The 17460-nt window shown below is 47.4% G+C and carries 16 protein-coding genes; 2 read left to right on the top strand and 14 right to left on the bottom strand.

Annotated features, from left to right (window positions below):
* The 4 genes from WBA89_RS26120 to WBA89_RS26105 all read right to left on the bottom strand — a co-directional run.
* Positions 1-202 (bottom strand): DUF4926 domain-containing protein (locus tag WBA89_RS26120; protein ID WP_424410536.1); only part of this gene is annotated, 202 nt, incomplete at its 3' end.
* A 1-nt stretch (position 203) separates the two neighbouring features.
* Entirely contained in the window at positions 204-449 is a 246-nt protein-coding gene (locus WBA89_RS26115; protein ID WP_106147687.1) for a DUF433 domain-containing protein, read from the bottom strand.
* 143 nt (positions 450-592) lie between these two features.
* Positions 593-1570 (bottom strand): heme o synthase, encoded by a 978-nt coding sequence (locus WBA89_RS26110; RefSeq protein ID WP_424410535.1) that lies wholly within the window; start codon positions 1568-1570, stop codon positions 593-595.
* A 183-nt stretch (positions 1571-1753) separates the two neighbouring features.
* On the bottom strand, positions 1754-2665 hold the full coding sequence (locus WBA89_RS26105) for a COX15/CtaA family protein (protein ID WP_424410534.1): 912 nt from the start codon (positions 2663-2665) through the stop codon (positions 1754-1756).
* Positions 2666-3121: 456 nt separating this feature from the next.
* Here WBA89_RS26105 and WBA89_RS26100 point away from each other — a divergent pair, with 456 nt between their 5' ends.
* Complete coding sequence (locus tag WBA89_RS26100) at positions 3122-4555, top strand: ABC transporter substrate-binding protein (protein ID WP_424410533.1); 1434 nt, start codon at positions 3122-3124, stop codon at positions 4553-4555.
* Positions 4556-4792: 237 nt separating this feature from the next.
* Here WBA89_RS26100 and WBA89_RS26095 read toward each other — a convergent pair whose 3' ends face one another.
* The 9 genes from WBA89_RS26095 to hflX form a co-directional block, all read right to left on the bottom strand.
* A complete protein-coding gene (locus WBA89_RS26095; protein ID WP_424410532.1) occupies positions 4793-7291 on the bottom strand; it encodes a glycosyltransferase family 2 protein in 2499 nt (832 codons plus the stop codon).
* Positions 7292-7997: 706 nt separating this feature from the next.
* Positions 7998-8579, bottom strand: coding sequence for a hypothetical protein (locus WBA89_RS26090; RefSeq protein ID WP_424410530.1), 582 nt, complete (start codon positions 8577-8579; stop codon positions 7998-8000).
* 159 nt (positions 8580-8738) lie between these two features.
* Positions 8739-10577, bottom strand: coding sequence for a CHAT domain-containing protein (locus WBA89_RS26085; RefSeq protein WP_424410529.1), 1839 nt, complete (start codon positions 10575-10577; stop codon positions 8739-8741).
* 102 nt (positions 10578-10679) lie between these two features.
* Positions 10680-11819: a Gfo/Idh/MocA family protein gene (locus WBA89_RS26080; protein ID WP_424410527.1), complete on the bottom strand. Its 1140-nt coding sequence runs from the start codon at positions 11817-11819 to the stop codon at positions 10680-10682.
* A gap of 100 nt (positions 11820-11919) precedes the next feature.
* Positions 11920-12036 (bottom strand): D-galactonate transporter, encoded by a 117-nt coding sequence (locus WBA89_RS26075; protein ID WP_424410540.1) that lies wholly within the window; start codon positions 12034-12036, stop codon positions 11920-11922.
* 37 nt (positions 12037-12073) lie between these two features.
* Positions 12074-13033 (bottom strand): glutathione synthase, encoded by a 960-nt coding sequence (gshB, locus tag WBA89_RS26070; RefSeq protein WP_424410526.1) that lies wholly within the window; start codon positions 13031-13033, stop codon positions 12074-12076.
* Positions 13034-13093: 60 nt separating this feature from the next.
* A complete protein-coding gene (gene grxC, locus WBA89_RS26065; RefSeq protein ID WP_424410525.1) occupies positions 13094-13354 on the bottom strand; it encodes a glutaredoxin 3 in 261 nt (86 codons plus the stop codon).
* 197 nt (positions 13355-13551) lie between these two features.
* Positions 13552-14106 carry a PEP-CTERM sorting domain-containing protein gene (locus WBA89_RS26060; protein WP_424410524.1) on the bottom strand — a complete coding sequence of 185 codons (555 nt, stop codon included), beginning with the start codon at positions 14104-14106 and terminating at the stop codon, positions 13552-13554.
* A gap of 531 nt (positions 14107-14637) precedes the next feature.
* A complete protein-coding gene (hflX, locus tag WBA89_RS26055) occupies positions 14638-16296 on the bottom strand; it encodes a GTPase HflX (protein WP_424410538.1) in 1659 nt (552 codons plus the stop codon).
* Positions 16297-16767: 471 nt separating this feature from the next.
* Between hflX and WBA89_RS26050 the strand changes: the two genes are divergently transcribed.
* Entirely contained in the window at positions 16768-16980 is a 213-nt protein-coding gene (locus tag WBA89_RS26050) for a chlorophyll a/b-binding protein (RefSeq protein WP_194011372.1), read from the top strand.
* Positions 16981-17088: 108 nt separating this feature from the next.
* On the opposite strand, the gene WBA89_RS26045 is transcribed toward WBA89_RS26050, so the two are convergent.
* A partial coding sequence (locus WBA89_RS26045) for a hypothetical protein (protein WP_424410522.1) occupies positions 17089-17460 on the bottom strand: 372 nt, incomplete at its 5' end.

Genomic DNA, 17460 nt, shown 5'->3' with positions numbered 1-17460 from the left:
TGAGTTTTTCTGAGGAAACGGTTTCCATTGCATAGGTATTACCTTGAGCATCGGCAAAATCTACTAGATAAGCGCGATCGTCAAAGCTCATCAGAATAGTGCCAACTTGTCCGGGTCGGAGCAAAATAGGCTGAGAAGTTGTTTTATGAATTGCTTGAATTTCTTCGATCAAGGCAACAACATCATACTCGTGTAATGTCATTCTAACTTGCCTCAGCAAACAGTAAAGGCGTGTAAAATACGTCTTCTTTGAGGCATTCCGCAGCGAAAGCAAACACAGCTTGGATAGATTCAGGATTAAGCGTTGGGTAGTTTTCTAGAACTTGTTGCTGAGTCCAACCTTCGGAAAATAACCCTAGAATAAACTCCACAGATATTCGTGTTCCCTTAATTACAGGCTTACCAAGCAGAATTTTAGGATTTGAATGAATGTATGCTTTCCAGTTCATAGCCAGTTCGCCTCTATGGAATTTTTATTAGCTTTTTTTTAACCGCAGATTAACGCAGATATGAGAATGACTACCACTATTTTACCATAAACAAAACCCGCAAGATGCGGGTTTCATTTTAATAATTGCTAATTAACTAATTACTACATCACAACTGCACTAATCAAAGTTTGCACATTTTGTACAACAGCAGCAGTAAAATTGTGAGTCGCCGGCAAACTATCAACCACGATTCCAGCGCACAATAGCATCAGGTACAGAATAGAGTATTTGAAGAGCGATCGCGCAACGTTCTTATCCTCTGGAGTCTGCAACAGCAACCAAGCCTTTTGAGCAAAAATAGCACCGAGGAAAATCGCAGTACCCGCATACACCGGGCCGGCTAAATTCAGCGGATAGACTAGCAGCAAAGTTGCAGGAAGCATCAATAAAGTGTAAATCCAAATTTGGCGGGCTGTTTCTTCGTCGCCCTCAATTACCGGCAACATCGGTACTCCTACTCCCTCGTATTCATCGCGAATCATCATTGCTAAAGCCCAAAAATGCGGCGGTGTCCACAGGAATATAATCCCAAATAGCAGCCACGCACCCCAACTCAAATCTCCTGTCACCGCAGCCCACCCAACTAAAGGAGGAATCGCCCCTGCAGCACCGCCGATGACGATGTTTTGCACGCTGTGGCGCTTCAGCCAGTGGGTGTAAATTAAGACGTAGAAAACTATGCCAGACATCGCTAGCAAAGCTGCTAATAAGTTGGCGACAACTGTTAGTAATGTAAAGGATATTGTCGCTAGGACGATCGCAAATATCAAAGCATCCCGCTTCTTGACTCGCCCCGAAGGAATCGGCCGCCACCGGGTGCGCTCCATGATATAGTCGATGTCGCTGTCGTAGATGCAATTAATCGTATTCGCCGACGCGGAAGCCAAAGCGCCTCCGGTAATAGTTGATACCAGCAATAGCGGGTCTACTTCTCCCTTCGCAGCCATCCACATTCCTGCTGATGTTGTAATTAACAGCAGCAATATAATTCTCGGTTTTGTGAGTTGGTAGTAACTTTTTGCGACTTGCGAAAAGTTTTCGTGGAGGCGGGGACTATTGTTTGTAAGAACTTCTTGCATTGTGATTAATTGTTAGTTGTTAGTTGTTAATTGTCAGTTGTCATTGGTTCCTAGGGGCGGGTTTTACGAGAGATATTTGCTATAGGTAAAACGATTAATCAACCCGCCCATCTTAGTCTCGCGTTGCGCGGACTTTGTTTGTGTAGTTGCGGTTTCAACCGCCGATTAATCAACCAGCCCATTTCAAGCTGATAAAACCCGATCGCGCCACGCTAAAATGCTAAAAGCTACCAAGGTTCCCAGCAAGGCTGCACCGACTGCTTGGTGCGCGACTGTCAGCGGTTCTACCTGAAGGTGCAGCCGGAAAGTTGCCAATCCCAAAACTAATTGAGCAATCAGACAAACACTCGCCCAATTTCCTAATTTTCGCAAGTTTGAATTCAGTGCAGGCTGCCGCCAAGCCATGACTGCTACAGCTAAAGTCGCGGCCGTAGCTGGTACGATACCGGCGATGTGGCTGTTCATTACCGAACACAATTCTGACGATCCCAAACATTGATGCAGCGCCCATCTAGAGCCGACTAATGCTCCTAGCAGGCTTTGCAGGTAAACTAACAGTGCCGCGATCGAACTTACCCATGCTAATTTGCCTGTATTGCCTGTAGCTTCGTAGGGTGTCAGCATAAAACCGATCGCCAGCAGGCTGCAAAAAAACAGTAAAGCGGTTCCCAAATGAGCGGTAACGATGTCAAATCTGAGCAGTTGCGTTACAGTCAAGCCGCCCAATACGCCTTGAAAAACTATTAAAAATACTGCCCCGGCGCTGGCTGGCGGCAGCCATTTCGGCAGTCGGCTGCGGTAGAACACAGAGAGTCCTAAAAGGGCGATCGCGCTTAAGCCAATTGCTGCTGCGTCCAATCGGTGAAACCACTCTAGAAATACCTGCAAATTCATCTGTGCTGCGGGTATTAATTGACCGTAGCACAGCGGCCAGTCCGGGCAAGCGAGCCCCGCATTCATCACGCGCGTGGCGCTGCCTACAGCCATCAACAGCCAGGTTGCGATCGCCATTTTCCACACTAGGCCGCGGATAATATCTTTTGGCTGCCACTGGACTTTTGCTGCGTTTGGCTTATTTAAAACTGAATTTGCCATGAACTTTTCCTTAGCCTTTGCTATCGATCGAGCTTAATTAAATATTGCGGTTTTGTTTTGGCCCAGCTTAGCCGAGCTTAACACTCTTTTTCTCTGACCACCTGTCATATTTACTACCTTAGCGACTCTTTTCTCCAATTAGTTTGTCTTTAGATATTTTTCAACTTTCCTGTTTATATTACAAAAGATTGCAGGATTTTTGCTAAACTTCAAAAAACTTTAATCTTTTACCTCGCTCCTCGATCGCTGACAACTCCCCCGCTGTCTGAGTTGTGCAGAAAAATAAAGATATAATTAAGAAAAACACAAGATGAAATAATTGTGATAAAACCAGTTGAAAAGTGTTTGCAAAAAACTAAACAGCATAAAAAAATTATAAAATATCAGTTGTATCCTGCTTTCTGCCTTCTTGCTGAGCGTTTGAATCTAAAACCTAAAATATAACACTGTGCAGCCATGTCCCAAAAAAACGAAACCGCTGTTTTAGCATTATCGCTCCTAATTACGATCGGACTAGCCGGCACAGGTATTTGGTGGCTGACAAGCCGCGGCGGCATCAATCTCGGAGGTTCATCATCCCAAAATCCGACAGTTTCCAAGTCCCAGACGGGCAATTCCGCGCAGTCAGAGCAAGCAATTGGGCAGCGTCTGAGTGCCGGACAAAAACTGTTGATTTCCGATCGAGCAACCACAACCAAACAAGCAGCAATACAGGCGATCGCATCTGGAAACTATAACGCAGCTATTTCCGATTTGCAAGCTTCGCTCAAAACCAATCGCAACGATCCAGAAGCACTAATTTACCTCAACAACGCCCGCACCGGCGATCGAAAATCCTACACAATTGCCGCAGCGGTTCCCATTGGTGCCGATATCAATGCCGCTCAAGAAATTCTGCGGGGAGTCGCTCAAGCTCAAAATGAAATCAACCAAAGCGGCGGCATTAACGGTACTCCATTAAAAGTGCTAATTGCTAACGACGACAACAACCCAGAAATTGCTTCGCAAATTGCCAGCGCCTTGGCAAACAACTCGGAAATTTTAGGAGTAATCGGACATTTTGGTTCCGACACCACCCTAGCAGCCAGCAAGATTTACCAGCAAAATCAATTAGTAGCAATTTCTCCGACAAGCACGTCAGTCCAGCTTTCAGGAATTGGTAGCGATATATTTCGGACAGTACCGAGCGATAGGTTTGCAGCTAATGCTCTTTCCCGCTATATGCTGACTAAATTGCAAAAGCAAAAAGCGGTGATATTTTTTAATTCTGCCAGCAGTTACAGCAAATCTTTAAAAGATGAATTTACGACTGCAGTTTACGGAGATGGCGGACAAATAGTATCGGAATTTGACTTGGCTAAGGGCAATTTTAATGCTGCCGATAGTGTTAAAAGCGCGATCGCCCAAGGAGCAGAAGCGATCGTATTAGCAGCCGATACAGCCACGCTAGACAAAGCTTTGCAAGTAGTGCAAGTAAACGCCCAACGCCTGCCATTACTAGCAGGAGACAGCGTTTATACTGCTAAAACACTGCAAGTCGGCGGCGCGGAAGCCACAGGTATGGTGCTGGCTGTTCCTTGGCATATTCTAGCAGATCCGCAGTCAAATTTTCCCCAAACATCCAAACAACTTTGGAATGCAGAAGTGAGTTGGCGCACGGCTTTAGCCTACGATGCGACAAAAGCATTAATTGTCGGTTTAGAGCGCGATCCGACTCGTACAGGCATTCAACAAGCCTTATCAGCATCAGATTTTTCGGCAACAGGAGCATCGGGCCCGATTCGATTTTTACCTTCGGGCGATCGCAATCGAGCCGTTCAGTTAGTAATTGTCAAACCCGGAAATCGCAGCAGTTACGGTTACGATTTTGTGCCGCTACCCGCTTTGTAAATTTTATTGAAAAAGGCATAAAATACCTATTTCAAAAATCAAAAATCCTCTTGAAAATATCTGCGTTTATCTACCTTATACCAATTTAATAAATACTTGCTATATATGAAGTTCTAGCCCCCCCTTAATACGGGGGGGTTGGGGGGGTTCTATCTAGCACTTATTTTGCAAAATGGTATTACATCTGCGGTTGACTTATCAATCTAAAAATTGTGCGATAAATCTAGCGAATTGTATCTAAACTTGCGAAACCCCGATCGCTCTAACCGATCTGTTTCTCTCAAAAACAGCCCTCGGTTTCAAAGCAATTCTCAACAACAGCCACAGCGATCGCCATTCTCCGGGAGTTTCCTGCCGCTTCCACTGGCCGGGGCGACAGTACAGCATTTCGATCAAACAGCGGCGCTGACTAACACTCAGGCGATCGAAGGCAATTCGCACAGTCGGAAATTCCGCAACAGTGCACCCAGCAGCATCCCGAAAACTCGACTCCAACCGAGATTTATCGCCAATCAACTCAATCTTAGCCACAGGAATAAAACATTTCTCTTCCATAATTTCCAGAGTCACCGACTCGCAATCAATCAAAAATGCTCTCAAACTAGCCTCAGTGTCCAACTTTAGAACAGGCGGCGCCAGCCAATTTCTCGCTTTAACTGCTGTGGGAGCGATCGCTCTTATTTTACCCTGCGATAAACTTGTCTGAACGGCATATTTGGGGAGCATTTCTGCTGCGGTAAAACTCTCATTACCTTCTTTACCTTTCACCGCAAAACTCGGTCGCTTTGTCAGAGCAACTTCAGCGCCACTTTCCGAAATTACAGTAGTTATTCCCCACAAAGTTTCACCGCCCACATTCAATTGTACAACCCTCCGCAAATTGAACCATTCATAAATATCCGGCTTAGGAATATCCACCAAAATCAGCAGCGCTATCCCCAGCATCAACAGGTTATAAACGCTCCAAATCCAGCCCAAACTCGCGCCTTTGAACAAATCAGCAGTTTCCGATACAGTCTGTAAGCTGCCGAAGTTTTTAACTAAATGAATGTTTAAATTGTGCCACAAACTGAATGCTGTGGCGGCGAACAAAACAATCAAAGGCCATCCCAACTTCCAGTTAAAACTAAAGCGATCGCTCGCTATTCCCTTCGGTGTCACCTTAAACCCTTTATCAAAAGGATTGAGCATGGCACTCACCACCGTTACTGCTAAAGGAATACACTGAACAAACGAGTATACATCCGAAAGCAAAGCCGATCGCGATCTGCGGTTCAGCCAAGAAAACACCGTAACTTGCACCAAATAGTAAGGTAGGAAAAAATACAGCAATTCCCGCGCATTTGTCCGCAAAGGAATTATACCCAAAAACGAATAAGCTAAAGGCATCAACAGAAACAAAACCCTGGTTAAACTGGTAAACCAGTGCAGCAATCCTTCTAGATGAGACAGCCTTTGTACGAATCTGAGTCCGCGAATTGTTAAAGGATTGGAATTAATAAAAAATGCCTGAAGCGTACCTCGCGCCCAGCGCACCCTTTGGGTTAGATGAGCCTCTATATTTTCAGCCGCCAAACCAGCGCTCAATTTTTCATCTAAATAAACTAAGCGATAGCCGCTTGCTGAGAGCCGAATTCCGGTAAAGTAATCTTCGCAGACTGAATCTGTGACAAAGCCTCCCACCGCTTGTAGGGCGCTGCGCCTCACCACAAAAGATGTACCGCAACAAATCACGCTGTCGGCGCTGTCTTTGATTATTTCAATTTGCCTGTAAAATACTTCTTCTTCCGGGGCCAGCACGTTTTCTAAACCTAAGTTGCGGGCGATGGGATCGTGGTTGTAAAAGCTTTGCGGTGTTTGAACGAGGGCGATTTCGGGATTCTGAAAAAAGCCTGCTGTTCGGGTTAAAAAGTTTTTAGTGGGGATAAAGTCGGCATCGAAAACAACAATTAATTCTCCATCTGTTAGGGATGTGGCGTGATTGATGTTTCCTGCTTTGGCGTGCAGATTATCGGGTCTGGTTATATACTCGCATCCCAGTTTTTTTGCCAGCAATTTGATTTCGGGGCGCTTGGTATCGTCGAGCAAATATACTTTTTTGTTGGGATAATCTAAAGCTTGACAGCCGATGACTGTGCGCCGCAAAATAAAAATTGGTTCGTTGTAAGTTGGAATCAAAATATCGACTGTTGGGGCAAATTTCCCCTCTGCAACTGCAACGGCCATGCGATCGGCTTCTCGGCACCTATCTTTGACTCTCAGCATTAAATACAGTTGAATGCTGCTGGTGAAAACCATTAACATTTCTAGGAAAAACAGCCCTAAACTAAATATACCGTTGAGGGGGTCGCTTAAATTTAGGGTGGCTAGCGATCGCCACAAAACGTAGCGAATTGTTAAAGCCAAAACTATTGCAACTACCACAGCCCGCGATCGTTTCTGCGGTTGAGGCGAAATTTTCATTGCAGCTAAAGCGGCCGAGACGAGCACGATAGTAGGCACTAACAAATACATCTTGCTCGCAGCGGGGACTTGCAGCCACACAGGCGGGTTTTGCTGCCAAGTGTCGATTGTGGCAAAAATGCCGCTGACCGTGCCTTCACGGGCAAACCAGGCTCCGGCGATCGCGCCTGCGAAAGCCACCGCCCCCAAAACGACTAGGGTTGCCGCCGGCATTCGCGAAATCCGCCAAAAGCGGTGTTTCAAGTCTTGAAGGTCAAATCTTGAAGTTGTCATATAATGTAAAATTCCCGATCGTGCCTGCAAAAGTCACGGTTTTCTGCTGTCCACTTCTTAATCCCGTTGAAAATGCTGACACACCCCACTTAACTATAATTTACATTTTTTAACATTCTGACAATTTAATGATAATTCACTGGCCCGCTGGTGGCAAACTGCTCGGCAAGTCCAATCCTGGCCAAGTATAGCAACAGATCCTTTAGATTGTGGGCGATCGAACAACTGCAATAAAATTCATTTCTAGTCGTAGGGTGCGGATACATGAAAAATTTCTAATATAATGTCCGGTCGATTACCATAAAAAACGGTACTGCGAACCAATCTTATCGTTGTCAATCGACAATCCCATAGCGACGCACCTGGAATATTGAAGATATGCTCTAAACAAACCCAGCACTTCTTTTGTCAGACAATCTTGTAATATCAAATCCTCTCTTCATCGGAATGATTCAGATATATATTCTCGGACTCTGTGTACTCTGTGTTCTCTGCGGTTAAATCATTCCGATGCAACCGGAAACGATATAATACCAATTTTCAAAATTATCAAGTCTACAAATCAAACAGGATTGCTATATCAAACTATAGCAATCCTGCGGGTTTAACAATTACACGAACTTCACATCTAACTCAAGGTAGATTAATTTTATATTAATTTTTAAAATTACCGCGATCGCAGCATAAAAACCCAACCGTGAAAAAACTAATCAGAAATTTCTAACTGCGAGATTGCATACCGGGCGACAGTCAAACCAACTCTCGCCTGTTCTATTTCCGACAATTGCGCCCAAGGTCTTTTAGTCTCCACAACCGCTTCCACCCCGGACGGATCGCCCTCTCGCATGGCATAAGCCAAAGGACGCGCCAACACCTGCAAATCTTCCTCAGCCCACTGAGGCAAAATATTTAACACGCACTCTACCATTTGGTCGGCTAAAGATTGATATTTAACAGTAGCATTTTGGACGCCTTGAGCGATGCGGGTCAAAAAATCTTCAGGAACGCCAGCAAATTTCTCGCCCAAAGACTTTTGCAGGGCGCTAGAGAGCCAAACTTTTTCTAATTGCGCGAATAAAACTCCCGACTTCTGGGCAATATCGCTGTCGCTGAAAGAATCAGACAGTGAAAATTCCTGCTCTAAATCCGCCAAATAAGATTCTGATTCAAGCTGTGCCGGATTCCACGGATAAGCAACATCAGTCTGAACAATTGTGGCGAGCAGTTCCATTTCGGCCCTCGATCGCGAGTCGCGAAAATATTGAGAATCGGGAGATTGGGTAGCCATGATGTAATACCTAAGTGCTTCAAGGAAAATACAGAAGGTGGACTTTGCTAAGTGAGAGTTGCGAGCGGCCTGCGGCGAGTAACTCTTTTAACTTCAGACTTGCGACTTAACGCCCAGAAGTTTGCTGTTTCCATCGCCTTCATTAGCTACACCCGCACCTTAATTGGTTCCGCAATCAGTCTCACTGTAGCCCGAAGTTTTTGGAACCTCAATAGTGAACTCAAAAATCTGACCTTGAGAACTGCCAAATTTTAGCTGAGTGCCCGATTGCAACAGCAGTTCTTGGTGGTGAACTCTCACCCATCCCTCAGAACCCAAAACTAAAGTCCCGTAACGAGAAAAATCGCGCAAAAAGTAGCTAGGTTCTTCCCGGCTATCTCCGATAGTGTTGCGGCAGAAAATCTCGGCGTGTTTCTGAGAAACCCACTGTTCTCGAATCACTACGTCGTTTTCTTCCCAGCGTCCGACTCGAACCATCCCGGTGCGAATCGGCCAAACCTGATTGCTCGATTCGGTGGATTTGACATTTGGTCGATCGCGCCCCCGCAAGTAAGCACAAGAAGGCAAGCGTCCCAGCCAAGTAGAAGAATTTAGAGGTAATTCCGTTTTCAGGTCATCTACCGGCTCAGTCAGTTCACCGTCAAACTCTGGGTGCATATACAGCACCGGCAGCGTCCAAGCCGGTTGATTGAACTTGTAAAGCGTCAGTAGCTGCTGTCTGGCGACGGCGACGGCCCGATCGACCGACATCCGCCCGGCCAAAGCTCGAGCAAAAGTTTGGATAAAACTCAAGGCCTCGCGATCGGCGATCGAGTCCCGCATCCCCAGCACCGCCGGCACCCCGTGATGGATCAGCACCTCAGCCAAACTGCTGCGGGCGATCGCCTGTTGCTGGCCGTTATTGGAGTGCAGCCTCTCCACCGCCGGCTGAGCTCCCCAACAGGCATTAAACACCGCCAGCGTCACGCGGCACCGAACTAAAACCTGAGCCAGTTCAGTACCGTTAATCGCCGTTTCCGACCCCAAAAACAGCAACCCGCCATCGGGTCCCGGTATCCCGTGACCGGCGTAGAACAGAATGTTGTAAGCTTGCGTTTCCAGCCGAGAAATTAGTTCCGCCGGAGTAGGTTCGATCAAAGTATCGACGCGAGTCGGAACGCTGGTGTCGAAGTATTTGCCGCTGTCGTCGGTTTGAAAAGCACTTTCTAGAACGCCAGCGAGAGCAAATGCTTCTGCTTCCAACTGCAAATGGCGGTTATTTCCCCTAGAAAATTCTGAATTAGCACCGCGCCCTGGTTCTGCTTGTCCCAAAACTAGCAAAATGTTCAGCGACTCGGCAGGACGCAGGGGCGGCAAAGGCTCGACATTGCTGGTAGTGCGGCTGAAAAGCAGTTGCTGCGACAGAGAAATTGCCGGTTGACCGGCTTGAGGCTGCATAATTTCCCAAGGCAAAGCAATTAAATAGGGTTCGCGCAAATCTATGCGAACTCGCAGCGGTAGATTTTGCCCGATCGCGATACCTTTACTTTCCTGCAGACTGCCCTGAATCGGCCCTTCAAACAGCCACTGCCAAAGATCGATCCCCAAGTGCTGCATCAGGCGGCTGCTGTAGCTTGCCGGTGGCGGAGGCGGGTTCGGATCGCCCCTGTCGTCCCACCCCCCTTGACTGAGGCCCAGCGGCACAGAGGGCTTCGTTGGAGGTAGGTGTAGCGACTTAGGGGTTCGTTTTTGAGTTTCTGCCAGTATATTCTGGTTGTTTTCCGGCGAGACGAAACTGCCATCAGGATTGAGGGACAATTCGTGAATTGTCCCCGACGGAGAAAACATTTCCTGCCAAGCTTTCCAGGATTGGGACAGGGTATCGGGCCACATACAGTCGTGGTGAACGTACCCGCTGGGATAGGGAGCTTGTAGAACCCAGGTGGCAAAATGGTTTGCCCCAGCGGTTCTCAGGCGAGCGATCGCTATACTGAGGCAAGGACTTTCAGGGCGCGCCATCTTACGACTCTGGATATAAGGGGTAATCTAGTTTATCTATTCGTAGTTTATCGGGTTTGGGGCGCGATCGAGTGCGAGAGATTACATGATAGGTTTTTAATTTTACCTACTGCCCAAAAATTTATCTAAATTCGGTACATCCACCCAAGTTCCCGTAGCATTTGACTCCTGAGTCAAATCCATCAACAACTGCGAGTAAACTCCTTCTTTGAGCGAGGGTATCAAAGATTTCCTCGCATCTATTGCTTCTACCCACCTATCCACTACTCGAACAAACGGTGCAATTCTCCCGTCTGGATAAACTTGAGGAAACTCCAATCTTTGAGGAATCTTAATTTCAGCTAAAGGTTCTCCAGCTTGGGAACCCCACAAACGAAATCCGTGGACGTAATCCTGCTGGTTGTCGCTTCCCAACACCAAAGTACCCTTGCTCCCGTAAATTTCGACCCAATGTCCCCGCCCTTGATAAGTAACCGAACTCAAACAAATTTGACAAGGCGTTCCCCCGGCCAATTCCAACATCAACGTGCAAGAATCATCAGCATCAACAGGTTTTAAATTTCCCGCATCGTTCGGATCTGGCCGCGCCGAAATTCCTGTAATCAATTGCCCGCAAAGCCTCTGCACGGGGCCGAACAGCCAGCTAAGATAATCAAAAACGTGGGAACCTGTCGCGCCCAAAACTCCGCCGCCCCGCTCTTTTTGGGCGTACCAATTCCAAGGGCGAGCAGCATCAGCGCGCCCAGACACCAACCAATCAATTTTAATTAAACGCTTTTCTCCGACATATCCTGCTGCTAATAATTCTGCTAGCATTTGCCATGCGGGGATGAAGCGAAACTCAAAGTCCATTGTGGCAATTGCTCTCGAACCGCTGTTGTTAAAATCGGTTTGAGATTCGCTGTTTGCTAATCGGTAAAGTTCCCTGGCTTCATAAGCTGTCAGGGCTGTGGGTTTTTCTAATAATAAGTGTTTGCCTGCTTGCAAGACGGTTTTTGCCATTTCAAAATGCAAAAATGGCGGGGTGGAAATGCTGACTCCTGCTACTTCTGGGATGGCTGCTATATCGGCGATCGAGTTGCAAGCATAGGGGATGTTGTGGGTGCTGGCGAGATCCTTTGCTTTGTCTAAATCCCGGTGGTAAACAGCCACAACCTCTGTCCGGTGGTGTGCCTGGAATCCGGGAAGGTGCACTTTTTGACCGAAACCCGTACCGACTACTGCAACGCCTATTTTTGACATAATTTAATAATTGGTAACTGTTGACTGTTGGCTGTTGAGTGTTGAGTGTTGGCTGTTAGCTGTTAGCTGTTAGTTGTTAGTTGTTAGTTGTTAGTTGTTATTAGGAATTGAGAATTGGCAATTGGGAATTCGTAGCAAGTAACCAATAACCAATAACCAATAACCAATAACCAATAACCAATAACCAATAACCCACAACCAATAACCAATAACTAATAACTAATAACTAATGACTGATGACTAATGACTACTGACTACTGACTAACTACCCATTCAATTACTTGTTTGCCCAAACTAACGCCATTAAACAAGTCAATTTCTCTGATCCCTGTAGGGCTGGTGACATTAACTTCCGTGAGATAACCGCCGATGATATCAATGCCGACAAAGTACAGTCCGTCCCGTTGCAGCACCGGTGCTAACTGAGTGCAAATTTCCAGTTCGCGATCGGTAATTTCAGTTTTTGCGACTCGACCGCCGACGGCCATGTTGCCGCGAAATTCGTTGCCGGTGGGAATGCGGTTGACAGCGCCGATGGGCTTGCCGTTTAAGAGGATTATTCGTTTATCTCCGTCTTTTGCTTCCGGCAGATATGTCTGAATCATCACTGGGATTTGCCCTTGTTGAGTGCTGATTTCGACTAGGGAGTTGAGATTGCGATCGCCCGCCTCCAAGAACAAAATCCCTTCGCCAGCTTTCCCGCCTAATGGTTTGAGAACTGCCGCTCCTTTTTTCTCAACAAATTCCCGAATTACTTGCTTGTTTTGAGAAACAATTGTTTCGGGGATCGCTCCCTCAAATTGCAAAGCATACATCTTTTCATTCGCCGCCCGCAATCCTTTGGGGCTGTTAACTACCAAAGTTTTTGCGGGATCGATGCCGTCTAGAAGGTAAGTAGCGTAAAGGTAAGGAATGTTGACAGGGGGGTCTGTCCGCATAAATACTGCGTCCATTGCTTCGAGAGGCCCGAAAGTAGGCTGTTCTACTTCGTACCACACCTGAGCCGCTTCCCAGCGTCCCTCTACGATTTTTACAGGGGTTAGCGCTACCCGGTTGAGGGTGGCCCAGGTTTTGCCGTCGATGACGCTTAATTCGTTGGCTTGAGTCGTCCAAACTTCGTGACCCAACTCTTGAGCTGCTTCCATCAGCGCTACGCTGGTATCGTGTCCTGGAATTAGTCGCGCGAGGGGATCGATGATGAATGCAAATTTCATTGTCAGTTGGCACTTATGAATTGGTCTGAGGAAAATTTGACAAGCGAACTCGACTAATTTTTATTTGGCCAGCAGCGGGTCGAGTTGGCCTTGAGCTTCGAGTGCGTGGATTTCGTCGCAGCCGCCTACGTGTTGGTCGTTAATGAATATTTGGGGCAGGGTGCGGCCTCCGTTGGCTCGATCGGTCATTCGATCGCGTGCTGCTGCATCTCCATCGATCGCGTACTCTGTAAAGTCTACGCCTTTTCGTTTCAGCAGTGCTTTGGCACGAATGCAAAACGGGCAGGTTCTCCAAGTGTAAATTTCTACTTTAGGGGTCATCGGGCGCTCAAACAATAACAATATTTTTTTATTGTAATCTTAACCAATCTTATTTTAATTTTTATATAGTTGCAGCCCGCAAGCTGTCAATTGATTATTTATACAGTTTTTTTAACTTTACTTAAAAATAAAAAAATACCCGCTTTTCCCGAAACGGAGAGTGTGTGTGAAAACAAGCAGCACGGCGATCGGCCTGCCTACCGCGGCTGACCGACCTGCTTGTTTCGTTTTTTGCCGGAACAGATGATTCCTGCGCCTGTCGCCAGGAGTGCTGCAACAGTACCCGGTTCTGGGATAGATGTTGCTCTGGGGTTTGTAGTGGTGTTTGTGTAGATGTTTTGAAAAGTCGGTGGCGGCGCTGGCGCTGGCGCTGGCACTGGCACTGGCACTGGCGCGATCGGGTTTGGACTCGCGGCCGCAGGTACATTGATTTCGGGCAATAGCGGTACCAGGTCTGGTGTTGGTGCTGGCGATTCGACTACCGGCTCTGGTGTTGGCGATTGGACTATCGGCAATTGCGGTATCGGCTCTGGTGTTGGCGATTGGACTACCGGCAATTGCGGTACCGGCTCTGGTACGGCTGCTGGTGATGTCTGTGCGGGAGCTCGCAGGGATTCTGTTGATGAGGTTGGTGATTTCGGGCTGGCGGAATTGTTAGGGACGCAGGCACTTGAAAAGTTTCCGGGCCCGCACACATCGACCGCTGCACCCGCCGGAGGAGCGGCAGCTAGATAGTAGAGCCCTGTTGCCATTGTGGCAGAGAGTCCTATTGCTAATTTTGCCAGTGGCGTACACATAACTATTTAGTTAAAAAATGGTAAAATCGGAAATTAGAAATAGTGCTAGAGATGAGCGCTGCGGGCAAGGATTTTAGAGTTCTTGCAATCAATGGATGTTTTCTCTCGCGGGCGCCTGTCAAGTATAGTATAGCGCCTGAGGAGAGCGCCCAAACACTTTAATCATCTTATTCTCTTTCACCTGACCGTCGCGAACCTCGCCGTTAGAACTAGGTTAATACTTAGTGCTTTGCACCGAGTGAAGCAACATTTTTTGGCAACCTCTCAACCAGCAGCCGTTACAGCCATTAACAAAGAATGTTTTTACCAGTACCGCTGCCTCCTGAAATTAAGTATTTAACCGATCGCAAACAGGCTCTACTTTATCGTATTTGGCAATGCACAATCTGACTACTCTTTTATAGTCTCATGCTTCGGCAATTACTGTCCTCAGTATATGTACGTATATTCCCGAATGTCAACTACTTAAGGGCAATGTTTAAGTATTTACCGAGGGTAGAGGGCGTATTCAATGAGTTGCGCTAGTCGATCGCGGAGAGTTTCCATGCCGAGACCTTTGGCAGCCGAAATAAATACGGCTTGAGGAAACTCTTCTCGGGCGAGGGCGAGAGTATCTCCATCTACAGCGTCTATTTTGTTAAAAGCTACAAGAGCCGGTCCGGGAGTTACGGGCATATCTGTCAAAATATTCATGACCGATCGAATTTGGCTCTGCCATGCGGGATGGGAGAGATCCACCAGGTGCAGCAAAGCATCGGCGTCTGTGACTTCTTCGAGGGTAGCCCGAAAAGCGTCGATCAAGGAGGGGGGCAGTTCGCGGATAAAGCCCACTGTATCTGTGAGGACGATCGACAAAGGTTCCCCGCCTCCGCCGTCAGGAATTCTCAACCGTCGGGTGGTAGGGTCGAGGGTGGCAAATAATTGGTCGGCGGCGTAAACCTCGGAATTGGTGAGCAGGTTGAGCAGAGTCGATTTACCGGCGTTTGTGTAGCCGACGATCGCAACTGAGGGTACATCGTGGTGGTGCCGGTTCTGTCGCAGCCGGAAGCGGTGGGCGAGCAGTTGATTTACTTCTTGCTGCAATCGAGTAATGCGTTTGGCGATCGTCCGCCGTTCCGTTTCGAGTTTAGTTTCCCCAGGGCCTCTGGTACCGATGCCCCCGCCCTGTTTTGACATTGCCTGACCGATCCCTCTGAGCCGGGGAAGGGTGTATTGTAGCTGAGCGAGTTCGACTTGCAATTTACCTTCGCTCGATCGCGCTCTTTGGGCAAAGATATCGAGAATTACCTCTGTGCGATCGACTACGCGGATACCTAAAAGAGTTTCTAAGTTACGTATTTGTGCCGGTGACAAGTCGCGATCGAATACCACGAGGTTAGCGCTAACGGTCTGAGCGGTGAGAGCAATTTCTTGAACTTTGCCTTCGCCAACGACTGTCTGAGGATGGGGGCGCGATCGTTTTTGACGCACTGTTTGCAGCACCTGACCCCCGGCGCTTTCCACCAGCCGCGTGATTTCTGCGAGTCCGTCCTCAAAATCCAGCAGAGTCATGTGCTGAGTCATTACACCCACCAGCAGAACTTTGTCTTGGTCTGCATCCACCTGCTTGGCGACAAACTCAGCTTGAAACTCTGCTTCGAGTCCTTCCACCAACTCCTGAAAATCTTGGTCTGCGAGGTCGTCCAAACTCAGCGGTTCTGAGATTGTCCAGGGAAAGTGTTGAGTTTTGATTGGTGAGTTTTGAACTGAAGACTCTTCTATTTCATCAGTTTCATCAGTTTCATCAGTTGCAGATTTTTGTAACTGAGCGCTCAACACGGAAAACTCAAAATTTGGTCGGTCTCCTTGAGGTATCAGGTGAACGAGATAAGTTTCTTGGATGTAACCTGTCGCACCGCCGCCGCGGCGCTGAAATCCTCCGCCGGTCAGCGTCAGCCAAACCAGGGCATCGAGGCGCTGAATTGTCATTGCTGTGAGAGCTGCTTCGCTTGGGGTTTCTGGCTTCAGGTGGGTGGCGATGCAGCGAATGCCGCTGAGGCGACCTCCCCCGTAGCGGGGCAATTCTAGGGGCGAAATTTGGGTTTGGCGGGGCGTACCGACGCCGACGCGGATTACTTGTCCGCGACGGTTGATGTAGGTGCAGATTGGTTTGTCGATTTCGGTGCTGATGGCGGCGACGCGCTGGGCAAATTCTGCCGTGGTGATGCGATCGCCCGGTAGTCGCTGGTGGTAAAGCTTTTCGAGTTGCTTGAGCTGGCTGGACTTTAAACCTTGAAGATTGCCGTAGATGGTTTCGATAACTGTTTCTCCCTTGCGCTCTGTCGATCTTATATTTTACTCAACGCAAGGGCGATCGTGTTGTGGTTTGCAGTTTAAATTTACCATTCCTACAATCAGACGCTTCCTTTGACAACAGCAGTCTCAACTTGTACTTGTCTTTTGTATCTACAGATACAGGCGAGCGATAAAAAAACATTTTAACAGAATTTAACACATATTTTTGTGTTTCAGAATCCTCCTTTAGACTTGTGTGTATTTTGAGCCTAGAGACAGATAGCAAACTAAAAATTAGGTCGCTACTATGATAAGCGAAACATTGTTAAGGAATGTAAAAACATGGAAACTCGTCCTACTAACGTACCTACAACCACTAATGCTTACAACGGCAAAGATCGCAATGCCTTTTTGTTTGGCTTCAACCCGCAAGCAGAACTTTGGAACGGCCGCTTAGCGATGATCGGTTTCTTAGCTTATTTGCTGTGGGACATGGCTGGATATAGTGTTCTGCGCGACATACTTCACTTTCTGCCTACCTATATTGCTCGCTAATGACGAGCTGTCTTTCCTGTCTGGCAGTATGAGTAAATGCTGCAACTGCCAGACAGGCTAAAAGCTACAAACGGCAGCGAGTACGACCGTGTTAACTTGTATCTTTCGTTACTTTTGAATAGCATTAAAAGATTTATTGCTGAGATTTGATGATTGCGAGTGGGGCGAGCTAGCTGGGCAGTGAATATTGAGAGCAAAACAGATATTGATTGTTGAGATGCGATCGCCCCTACTGCATTTTTGGCAAGAAATCTCATCCGCTTCGGATGGTTTATGAAAAATAGGAGCATCAACAATGATTAACTCAAACTTACTGGCAGTAGTAGGATCGGCTATGGCTGACACAGCATCAGGAAACTGGCAAAAGCCTGTAGTGATGTTTGTTTGCAATCTCCTAGCATTGCTAGTTCTGAGCCGGGTAATTTGGCATCCCCGCGTCGGGCCGAAAATGCCTTTGCCTTTCCCATCTTTGTTTAACAA

The sequence above is a fragment of the Microcoleus sp. genome (genome assembly GCF_049646505.1).
Lineage (GTDB): Bacteria > Cyanobacteriota > Cyanobacteriia > Cyanobacteriales > Microcoleaceae > Microcoleus.
This window is presented reverse-complemented; position numbering and strand designations above follow the sequence as displayed.